This is a genomic window from Streptomyces sp. ISL-94 (assembly GCF_018614075.1).
Classification (GTDB): Bacteria; Actinomycetota; Actinomycetes; order Streptomycetales; family Streptomycetaceae; genus Streptomyces.
In genome coordinates, this window is sequence record NZ_JAGGOZ010000135.1 from 1 (window position 1) to 10,384 (window position 10,384).

Sequence of the window (10,384 nt, forward strand, 5' to 3'; positions counted from 1 at the left end):
GGGTGCGGGTGGGGCGGTGGGGTGGGTGGAACGTGTCTACAGGCGGGCTGCGAAGGCCTGGGCGGCCTGGGTCACCGTGGACGGGGTCCATGAGAGACCCGGGGCGGTGACCGTCACCTCCGTGATCGACAGGCCCGGGGGGCCGGCCGGGGACCAGCGGTGGAAGAGGACCGTGCCCGTTTCCTCCGCCTGGCGGAGGGTGGCCCGGCGGAGGTGGTCCGGCTCGTACGGGAGCCATACCTGGAACTGGTGCGTGTGCGGCTGCTCCGGGTGGATGCGGAACCAGGGGATGTCCGATTCCGTGAAGGCCGAGCGCAGGGCCTCGGCCACCAGGCGCGCCTGCGCCACGTAGGACGGGAGCCTGGGCAGCTCCCGTTCCAGGCCGGCCAGGGCCGCCAGCGCCTGGGGGAACTGGCGGAAGATCTGGCCGCCGTAGCGGTGCCGCCAGGCCCGGGTCTCCTCCACGAAGTCCGCCGGCCCGGCCAGGCAGGCGCCGCTCAGCCCGCCCAGCGACTTGTAGAAGGACACGTACACCGAGTCCGCCAGCGCCGCGATCTCCGTCAGCGGGCGGCCGAAGTGGGCCGTGGACTCCCACAGCCGGGCCCCGTCGAAGTGGACGACCGCTTCCCGTGCGCGGGCCGCCTCCACCAGGGCTTCCAGTTCCTCCCAGGAGGGGAGGAGGAAGCCGGGGTCGCGCAGCGGGAGCTCCAGCACCAGGGTGCCGAAGGGTTCCGGGAACGATGCGATCTCCTCCGGGAGCGGCTGGCGGGCCTCCGTCGTGGGGTGGACCGTCCGCAGACCGGAGACCGCCGACAGCGCGCCGCCCTCCCACCGCTCCGGGTGGCTCTGCGGGTGCAGCGCGACCACCGGGTTCCCGGTCCGGCCCGCCCAGCAGCGCAGCGCGACCTGCTGGGCCATCGTCCCGCTCGGGAAGAACGCCGCGTCCTGCGTCCCCAGCAGCTCCGCGACCCGCCGCTCCAGCTCGGCGACGACCCCGTCGCCGTACACGTCGGCCGGCTGGTCCAGGTCGTACGGGGCTTCGGCGAGCGGCGCCAGCAGCTCCGCCACCGTCGGCTCGCGCAGGCCGCGGGACAGCTTCCGCTGCGCCCCCCGCCAGGCCGCCACCAGCCGCTTCATGTCCTGCGCGTCGTCCTGCGCGTCGTCCGTCGCGTCGTCCGTCATGCCCGCATCATCGCCGACCGGCCAGAACGCCCAGGAGCTAGCATGGCGGCGTATCGTCCGGTACCCCCCGCGGACTGGAACGGAAGGCCCTCCCCGCGTGAACCCATCTCAGCAGCCACGCCCTGCCCGGCTCGCCGTCGGCGTCGTCGGCGCCGGCCGGGTCGGTCCCGCGCTGGCGCGTGCGCTCCAGCAGGCCGGCCACCGGCCCGTCGCCGTGTCCGGTGTTTCCGACGCGTCCGTGCGCCGCGCCGCGCGGATGCTGCCCGACGTGCCCCTCGTCCCGCCCGCGCAGGTGCTGGAGCGGGCCGACCTGGTCCTGCTCACCGTCCCCGACGACGCGCTGCCCAGGCTGGTCGAGGGGCTGGCCGAGACCGGGGCGGTGCGGCCCGGGCAGTTGCTGGTGCACACCTCCGGCCGGTACGGGACGGCCGTGCTCGACCCGGCGCGCCGCGCGGGCGCGCTGCCGCTGGCCCTGCACCCCGCGATGACCTTCACCGGCACCGAGGTCGACGTGCAGCGGCTGGCCGGCTGCTCCTTCGGCGTCACCGCCCCCGAAGAGCTGCGGCTGGCCGCCGAGGCCCTGGTCATCGAGATGGGCGGGGAGCCCGAGTGGATCGCGGAGGAGAACCGTCCGCTCTACCACGCGGCCCTCGCCCTCGGCGCGAACCACCTGGTCACCCTGGTCGCCCAGTCGATGGAGCTGCTGCACAAGGCCGGGGTCGAGCACCCCGACCGGATGCTCGGCCCGCTGCTCGGCGCGGCCCTGGACAACGCCCTGCGCTCCGGCGACGCGGCCCTGACCGGCCCGGTGGCCCGCGGGGACGCCGGTACCGTCGCCGCGCACGTCTCGGAGCTGCGCAAGCACGCCCCGGGCACGGTCGCCGGGTACCTCGCGATGGCCCGCACCACCGCCGACCGGGCCCTCGCGCACGGTCTGCTCAAGCCCGAGCTCGCCGAGGACCTGCTCGGCGTACTCGCCGATCCCGAGGGTGGGGACCAGTGACCGAGCTGCTGCTGCACACCGCCGAGGAGCTGTACGGGCTCCCGCGCGCCGGCCGCCGGGCGGTGGTGATGACGATGGGCGCCCTGCACGAGGGCCACGCCACCCTCATCCGCAGCGCCCGCGAGCAGGCCGGTCGCGAGGGGCAGGTCGTCGTCACCGTCTTCGTCAACCCCCTGCAGTTCGGGGCGAACGAGGACCTCGACCGCTACCCCCGCACCCTCGACGCCGATCTCGCGATCGCCCGGGAGGCGGGCGCGGACGCCGTGTTCGCCCCCGCCGCCGACGAGGTCTACCCGGGCGGCGACCCGCAGGTGCGGATCAGCGCCGGGCCCATGGGCGAGCGCCTCGAAGGGGCCACCCGTCCCGGCCACTTCGACGGGATGCTGACCGTCGTCGCCAAGCTGCTCCACCTCACCCGTCCCGACCTGGCGCTCTTCGGTCAGAAGGACGCCCAGCAACTGGCCCTGATCCGGCGGATGGTGACGGACCTGAACTTCTCCGTCGAGGTGGTCGGCGTCCCGACCGTCCGCGAGGAGGACGGGCTCGCGCTGTCGTCCCGCAACCGCTACCTCTCCCCCGTCGAGCGGCGCACCGCGCTGGCCCTGTCCCGCGCCCTGTTCGCCGGGCGCGACCGGCTCGCCGCGCAGGCGGCGCTGCGCGCCCGGGCCGAAGCCGCCCCGGCCAGCGACGAGCGGGCCACCGCCCTGGCCCGGCTCGGGGAGATCCGGGCCTCCGCGGACGCGCACGCCGTCTCGGCGGCGGGCGCCGGGCTGCCGGACGCCGTACGGGCCGCCGCGCGCCACGTCCTGGACGAGGCGGGCCGCCACGAGCCGCCGCTGGACCTGGACTACCTGGCGCTGGTGGACCCGCAGGACTTCACCGAGATCGGCCCCCACTTCACGGGGCACGCCGTGCTGGCCGTCGCCGCGAAGGTGGGCGCGACCCGGCTGATCGACAACATCCCATTGGAATTCGGAGCACACTCGTGAGCACCCCAGGCAGAGACCTCCCGTCGGGCGGCGCAGGCACCGGCATACGGCTGCACGCTCCGGCCCCGGGCTGGTCCGTCGACGCCGATGTCGTGGTCGTCGGATCCGGCGTCGCGGGGCTGACGGCCGCGCTGCGCTGCGCCGCCGCGGGCCACCGCACGGTCGTGGTCACCAAGGCCCGGCTCGACGACGGCTCCACCCGCTGGGCCCAGGGCGGGATCGCCGCGGCCCTCGGCGAGGGCGACACCCCCGAGCAGCACCTGGACGACACCCTGGTGGCGGGCGCGGGCCTGTGCGACGAGGCCGCCGTCCGGCTCCTCGTCACGGAGGGCCCGGACGCGGTGCGGCGGCTGATGGCCACCGGCGCCGTCTTCGACACCTCCGCGGAGACCGGCGAGATAGAGCTGACCCGCGAGGGCGGCCACCACCGCCGCCGGATCGCGCACGCGGGCGGCGACGCCACCGGCGCGGAGATCTCCCGGGCGCTGGTCGAAGCCGTGCAGGCCGCGGGGATCCGTACCGTCGAGAACGCGCTCGTACTGGACCTGCTCCAGGACGCGCGGGGCCGTACCGCCGGGGTCACGCTGCACGTCATGGGCGAGGGCCAGCACGACGGCGTCGGCGCCGTCCACGCGCCCGCCGTGATCCTCGCGACCGGCGGCATGGGCCAGGTCTTCTCCGCCACCACCAATCCGTCGGTGTCCACCGGCGACGGCGTGGCGCTCGCGCTGCGCGCCGGGGCCGAGGTCTCCGACCTGGAGTTCGTGCAGTTCCATCCGACGGTGCTCTTCCTCGGCCCGGACGCCGAGGGGCAGCAGCCGCTCGTCTCGGAGGCGGTCCGCGGCGAGGGCGCGTACCTCGTCGACGCGGACGGGGTCCGCTTCATGACGGGCCAACACGAGCTCGCCGAGCTGGCCCCGCGCGACATCGTCGCCAAGGGCATCATGCGCCGCATGCAGGAGCAGGGCGCGCAGCACATGTACCTGGACGCCCGGCACTTCGGCGCCGAGATGTGGGAGCAGCGCTTCCCGACCATTCTCGCCGCCTGCCGCGCCCACGGCATCGACCCGGTGACCGAGCCGATCCCCGTCGCGCCCGCCGCGCACTACGCGTCGGGCGGCGTCCGGACGGACCTGCACGGGCGGACCACCGTCCCCGGCCTGTACGCGTGCGGCGAGGTCGCCTGCACCGGCGTGCACGGCGCGAACCGCCTCGCCTCCAACTCCCTGCTGGAGGGCCTGGTCTTCGCCGAGCGCATCGCCGACGACATCGCCGCCCAGGCCCGCTCCGGCAACGGCCCCGGCATACCGGTCCCCGCGACCGGGCCGCTGCAGCCCGCCGGTGCGCGGTACGAGATCCAGCGCATCATGACGGACGGCGCGGGCGTGCTGCGCTCCGCCGAGTCGCTGCGCACGGCGGCCGAGGCCCTCGAAGGCCTGTACGCCACCGCCCTCAACGAGCTCGAAGCGCACGGCAAGACCGCGGAACCGGGGGTGGACACCTGGGAGGCCACGAACCTGCTGTGCGTGGCCCGCGTCCTGGTCGCCGCCGCCCAGCGGCGCGTGGAAACCCGCGGCTGCCACTGGCGCGAGGACCACCCGGACCGGGACGATGCGGCCTGGCGCCGCCATCTCGTCGTCCGGCTCTCGGCGACCGAGAAGCGGGCCCTGGTCGTCGTCCCCACCGACTCCGCGGACTTCCCGTCCGTGCACGTACCCCTCAGCACCCAGAGCCTGGAGCAGTGACCGTGAGCACCCCCGAACTCCCCCTGATCGACCAGAATGACGGCGGCTGCGGCGACGACTGCGCCTGCGGCGACGGCGAGGAGACCGGCCTCGACCCGGCGCTGGCCCAGCTGCTGGCGGACGCAGGCCTGGACCCCGTCGAGGTCGAGGACATCGCCCACATGGCGCTCTCCGAGGACCTCGACGGCGGGGTCGACGTGACCACCGTCGCCACGATCCCCGAGGACGCCGAGGCCGTCGCCGACTTCGTCGCCCGCGAGAACGGGGTCGTGGCCGGGCTGCGCATCGCCGAGGCCGTCTTCTCCATGGTCTGCACGGAGGCCTTCGAGGTGGAGCGCCACGCGGAGGACGGCGACACCGTCGAGGCCGGGCAGGTGCTGCTCTCCGTGGGCGCGCGCACCCGTGACCTGCTGACGGCGGAGCGCAGCGCCCTGAACATCCTGTGCCGCCTGTCGGGCATCGCGACCGCCACCCGCCGCTGGGCGGACGTGCTGGAGGGCACGAAGGCCAAGGTCCGCGACACCCGCAAGACGACGCCGGGCCTGCGGGCGCTGGAGAAGTACGCGGTGCGCTGCGGCGGCGGCGTCAACCACCGCATGTCGCTGTCGGACGCGGCACTGGTCAAGGACAACCACGTGGTGGCGGCCGGCGGGGTCGCGCAGGCCTTCAAGGCCGTACGGGACGCCTTCCCGGACGTGCCCGTGGAGGTCGAGGTCGACACCCTGGAGCAGATCGGCGAGGTGCTGGAGGCCGGCGCCGACCTGATCCTGCTGGACAACTTCACGGTCGAGCAGACCGCCGAGGCCGTGGCGCTGGTGGCCGGGCGCGCGGTGCTGGAGTCCTCGGGCCGGCTGACCCTGGACACGGCCCGGGCGTACGCGGAGACCGGGGTGGACTACCTGGCCGTCGGCGGCCTGACCCACTCCTCCCCGATCCTGGACATCGGCCTCGATCTGCGCGAGGCGGTGTAACCCGTGCTCCTCACCATCGACGTCGGCAACACCCACACGGTCCTGGGCCTGTTCGACGGTGACGAGATCGTCGAGCACTGGCGCATCTCGACCGACCCGCGGCGCACGGCCGACGAGATGGCCGTGCTCATGCAGGGTCTGATGGGCATGCACCCGATGCTCGGCAACGAGCTGGGCGACGGCATCCACGGCATCGCGATCTGCTCGACGGTGCCGTCGGTGCTGCACGAGCTGCGCGAGGTCACCCGGCGCTACTACGGGGACGTGCCGGCGGTGCTGGTGGAGCCCGGCATCAAGACGGGCGTGCCGATCCTCATGGACAACCCGAAGGAGGTCGGCGCGGACCGCATCATCAACGCGGTCGCGGCGGTCGAGCTCTACGGGGGCCCGGCGATCGTGGTCGACTTCGGTACGGCGACCACCTTCGACGCGGTGTCCGCGAAGGGCGAGTACGTGGGCGGGGTGATCTCCCCGGGCATCGAGATCTCGATGGAGGCCCTCGGCGTACGGGGCGCGCAGCTGCGGAAGATCGAGCTGGCCCGGCCGCGCAACGTGATCGGCAAGTCCACGGTCGAGGCGATGCAGTCGGGCGTGGTGTACGGCTTCGCGGGGCAGGTGGACGGGATCGTCAACCGGATGGCCAAGGAGCTGGCGGCCCCGAACGGCGACCCGGACGACGTGCGGGTCATCGCCACGGGCGGCCTGGCGCCGATCGTGCTCGGCGAGTCCTCGGTGATCGACGACCACGAGCCGTGGCTGACGCTGGTCGGGCTGCGGCTGGTCTACGAGCGCAACGCGCCGAACTTCGACTGACGCCGCCGGGGCAGGGGCCGTACCCCCACGTGCGTACGGTCCCGGCCCGGATCGGGCTCAGACTTCGACCCACAGCACCTTCCCTCCGGCGTCCCCGTACAGCCCCGTCCCGCCGAGCGGATATCCGCCCCAGTTGTCGGCGTATGCCCGTACGAGGAACAGCCCGCGGCCGCGCTCGGCACCCAACTGCGGTGTTCCGCCGGGGGAGTCTGCTCCAAAGGGCGGCGGGATGTGCGGATTGTTGTCCCAGACACTGACCCGCAGCCGAGTGGACTCCATGGCCCGGAGCCGGAGTGTGTACGGGCCGTCGGAATAGAGGTAGGCGTTGGCGAGCAGCTCCCCGGCCAACAGCTCGGCCGTCTCGGTGAGCGCGCTCATCGCATGCGTCCGGAGCACGGAACGCAGGGTCTGGCGTGCGAGGCCGGGGGCACGGGGATCTTGTGGGAGTTGCAGGCTGTACGCCCACGACGGAGATACGGTGGCAGGCATGGAAGTCTCCGATCACGGAGGGGCGTTGGTCGCGTTGCACTTGCTGCCCGGTGACCGTGCCGCTCCGTCGAGCGGGGTACTTCCGGGCGGGTGGCCTGTGTCCCAGATTAGGGTCACGCAAGTGATATTTGCGCGGATCTCGCGATATCCAGGCCCCCATTCGCTCGTGTGAGTGAGACAGCTGTCGGAAGGGAGCAGGATGGCGGGGCGGGTAGCACTGACGGCCCGACGCGTCCGCGTCGCCGTTGAGCTGCGCAAGTTGCGAGAACGCTCCGGGCTCACGGCAACCGAGGCGGCGCGTCAACTCGGCACCAGCCAGGGCCAGCTGAGCAACGTGGAGACGTGCAGGTTCGGAGTCAGTCCCGAACGTGTCCGCGCCATGGCCCAGGTGTACTCCGTCTGCGACCCCCTGCTCGTCGACGCACTGGCCGCAATGGCGAGCGACCGCACGAAGGGCTGGTGGGAGCAGTACAGAGAGATCCTCCCGCCAGGCCTGCTCGACCTCGCCGAGCTGGAGCACCACGGTCTGGCGCTGCGCGCCGCCTACACCGTCCACGTGCCCGGCCTGCTGCAGACAGCGGACCACGCCCGGGAGATCTTCGGGCACGTGCTGCCGCCGCTGCCCCAGGCCGATGTGGAGCACCGCGTCTCCCACCGGATCAAGCGGCAGGAGGTGCTCCACCGTGACAACCCGATCCCGTACACCGCGATCATCCACGAGGCGGCCCTGCGGATGAAGTTCGGCGGGCACTCCGTCGTGAAGGCTCAGCTGGCCCACTTGCTGGAGATGGGGGAGCTGAGCCATGTCCGGATTCTGGTGATCCCCTTCGACGCGGGTTCCTTTCCCGGCTCCGGCCAGTCGATCTACTACGTCCACGGGCCCGTACAGCAACTCGACACCGTCCACCTCGACCAGTCCCACGGCCCGGCCCTGGTCGACGCCGAGGCTCAGCTCGCCAAATACCGGCTGCTTCTGGACCGCATGGAGGGCGCAGCCCTCGGATGCGGGGAGAGCCGGGATTTCATCCACAGCATCCTCCGCACCCTGTGAACCGAGGAGTCCCCATGACTCAGCTCAGCTGGCGAAAGTCATCGTTCTGCCAGGAGGGCGAGGCCTGTGTGCACGTCGCGACGACCGCCCCGGGCGCGGCCGTGAAGGTGGCCGGGAGCGCCGATCCCGGCGAAGCCCACCTCACCGTCTCCCCGACCGCTTGGTCGACCTTCCTCCAGGCGGTGAAGGAACTCAGCGCCTCTTGAAGGCCCGAACGAGCAGCCCGCGGCCGAGCGGCAGTCCTACTCGTCTGCAGCGTCTCTGATCAGCCTAGTGATCCTGTGTCAGACATGGTGTCTGGCGACGGGATTTCCCATCGTGGTGGGGTGGCGTGGGCGTGGAGGTGGAATCCCGCGCCCAGTGCTGCCCCCTTGTGGCCGGTGTCGGCTGGTGGTGGGTGTGCTGATCGTTGTCACGTCCTGGTGCCGGTGGGCTGCGCGGGGCAGCCGGGTCCGGTCCGTGTGAGCGTGTCCCTCCGGACGCTTGCCCGCCGGACCTTGCGGCCTGGTGGGGGAGGGTGTCCGGCGTCGCCTGGGCGTCGGACGTGGCGGCTTGTGCCGGGTGGGTCCGGTCTTGGACCGGTCCCGGCCGGCTTTGGGCGCGGTCGGTGTGATGACCGCGCGGGCTTCGAAGTGGTCGATGGTCGCGTGGATGGTCATGTCCCCACTGGTGCGGTCCACCACGGTCTTGGTCTGGTGGGTCAGTCCGCGTGCGGCGATACGCCGCCATGCCCCCTGGTCGCGGTCGCCCTGCCAGCCGCAGCCGGGGCACAGGGCCCATTTCCAGCCGGGGGTGGTGGGCCGGTCGGGCGCCTTGCGGTGCCGGAGCGGGGTGAGGCAGTTCGGGCAGTGCTTCGAGGTGCCTCGGGCCGGGACGGTGACCACCGCGACACCGACTTCGGTGGCGAGGTGACGGATGTGTTCGGCGATCTGACCGCGCACGGTCTGGGAGAGGCGCGTGTTCATGGTGCGGCCCATCCCACGGGCTTCCATCGACCGCAGGTCTTCGAGGTAGATCACCGTGGCGCGGGCGGCGACGGCCTGATCGACGGCCCAGCGGGCGGCAGACCAGGCGAGAGCGTCGCCCAGGTGTGTACGGCGGGCGGACACATGGTGGATCTCGTCCTGGATGAGTGCCTGCCTGTGCTCCAGCGGGAGGTTCGGCGTGAGGCCCTGCTGTGCGCGGCCGTCGGTGAGGCGCTGGTGCCGGTCGGCTTTGGCGTGCAGGTGTTCGGCGTGCCGGCGGAGCCGGTGCTGTTTGGCGAGGATGCCGGCGGCCCGGAACTGGGCACCTGTGCCGAGGGCGGTGATCCGCCCGTCCTCGTGGAGGTGGGCGGCTCCGGCGGACAGGAGGGTGTTCAGGCCCCAGTCCACACCGAGCGCGACCGTGTGGCCGGCGCGCCGGGTTTTCGGTACAGCGTGGGTGTAGGCGAGATCGGCGCGTACCCGGCCCTGGTGGACCCGCAGCGTGGGCAGGTGCACCACCGCCCCGGCCGGAACCGTCGGCGGCAGGGCGATCGGGCAGGCCACCCAGGTCCAGTCCCGGTAGGACCGCGGGTCGGGACGGACGGGCAGTTGCAGCCGCAGCACCACCCGGCCCGGCCCGTCCGCACAGCGCTCGATGGTGGCCTGCTGCCCGTCACACGCGGACAGCAACAGCATCCGCGCCACACCCGGCACCCCCTCCAACTCGAACACATCAGCGGGCATACGGCCATGGGCCTTCACGAACGAGGACATCTGCCGGGTCCGACCCTTGATGACACTGGAGGGAAGATGCCGCCCACCGGGCACGGCAGCACGCACCTGATCCCACTCATCCGCTGTGCGCTTGGCAGGGTCGGCGGGCCACGACGCGAGGACACCGACCGTGAGTTCGGCCCGCCACCGCACGGACCGCAGCGCACGCCCTCGCGACCCGATGCTGTCATCCGATCAACGACACCCCGCACGAAAGGTCACTCATTCGATCCACGAACCCACATCCGGCATCCGACACCCGCGCAGGACGAACACCACGACGCGAACACAACACGATCACTGCGGATACCTAAGACCGACCGGCAAATGGATCACTTGAGGCGGCGGGTGGTGGGGCGGTCGTCCCAGCGGTAGAGGCTGGTCGCGCGGCGGACGAGCATG

General features: G+C 72.7%; 10 protein-coding genes. 7 read left to right on the forward strand and 3 right to left on the reverse strand.

Going from position 1 to position 10,384, the window contains the following annotated elements:
- Window positions 1–36 precede the first annotated feature (36 nt).
- Window positions 37–1,182 (reverse strand): low specificity L-threonine aldolase, encoded by a 1,146-nt coding sequence (locus J7E94_RS32880; RefSeq protein WP_215020492.1) that lies wholly within the window; start codon window positions 1,180–1,182, stop codon window positions 37–39.
- 97 nt (window positions 1,183–1,279) lie between these two features.
- On the opposite strand from J7E94_RS32880, the gene J7E94_RS32885 reads away from it, so the two are divergent.
- From J7E94_RS32885 to J7E94_RS32905, 5 genes are read left to right on the forward strand one after another with little or no spacing between them, the layout of a single operon-like run.
- On the forward strand, window positions 1,280–2,185 hold the full coding sequence (locus tag J7E94_RS32885) for a Rossmann-like and DUF2520 domain-containing protein (RefSeq protein ID WP_215020493.1): 906 nt from the start codon (window positions 1,280–1,282) through the stop codon (window positions 2,183–2,185).
- Window positions 2,182–3,174 carry a pantoate--beta-alanine ligase gene (gene panC, locus J7E94_RS32890; RefSeq protein WP_215020494.1) on the forward strand — a complete coding sequence of 331 codons (993 nt, stop codon included), beginning with the start codon at window positions 2,182–2,184 and terminating at the stop codon, window positions 3,172–3,174. Before J7E94_RS32885 ends, panC begins: the two co-directional genes overlap by 4 nt.
- A complete protein-coding gene (locus J7E94_RS32895) occupies window positions 3,171–4,919 on the forward strand; it encodes an L-aspartate oxidase (RefSeq protein ID WP_215020495.1) in 1,749 nt (582 codons plus the stop codon). Before panC ends, J7E94_RS32895 begins: the two co-directional genes overlap by 4 nt.
- A gap of 2 nt (window positions 4,920–4,921) precedes the next feature.
- Complete coding sequence (nadC, locus tag J7E94_RS32900; protein ID WP_215020496.1) at window positions 4,922–5,890, forward strand: carboxylating nicotinate-nucleotide diphosphorylase; 969 nt, start codon at window positions 4,922–4,924, stop codon at window positions 5,888–5,890.
- A gap of 3 nt (window positions 5,891–5,893) precedes the next feature.
- Entirely contained in the window at window positions 5,894–6,703 is an 810-nt protein-coding gene (locus J7E94_RS32905; protein WP_215020497.1) for a type III pantothenate kinase, read from the forward strand.
- 57 nt (window positions 6,704–6,760) lie between these two features.
- Here the strand turns inward: J7E94_RS32905 and J7E94_RS32910 are convergent, their stop codons facing one another.
- The gene (locus J7E94_RS32910) at window positions 6,761–7,192 is read right to left on the reverse strand and encodes an ATP-binding protein (protein ID WP_215020498.1); all 432 of its coding nucleotides are present in this window, start codon (window positions 7,190–7,192) and stop codon (window positions 6,761–6,763) included.
- 199 nt (window positions 7,193–7,391) lie between these two features.
- On the opposite strand from J7E94_RS32910, the gene J7E94_RS32915 reads away from it, so the two are divergent.
- Entirely contained in the window at window positions 7,392–8,243 is an 852-nt protein-coding gene (locus J7E94_RS32915) for a helix-turn-helix transcriptional regulator (protein WP_215020499.1), read from the forward strand.
- 14 nt (window positions 8,244–8,257) lie between these two features.
- Complete coding sequence (locus J7E94_RS32920) at window positions 8,258–8,449, forward strand: DUF397 domain-containing protein (protein ID WP_215020500.1); 192 nt, start codon at window positions 8,258–8,260, stop codon at window positions 8,447–8,449.
- A 78-nt stretch (window positions 8,450–8,527) separates the two neighbouring features.
- Here the strand turns inward: J7E94_RS32920 and J7E94_RS32925 are convergent, their stop codons facing one another.
- The gene (locus J7E94_RS32925) at window positions 8,528–9,952 is read right to left on the reverse strand and encodes a zinc ribbon domain-containing protein (RefSeq protein ID WP_251057592.1); all 1,425 of its coding nucleotides are present in this window, start codon (window positions 9,950–9,952) and stop codon (window positions 8,528–8,530) included.
- Window positions 9,953–10,384: the final 432 nt, after the last annotated feature.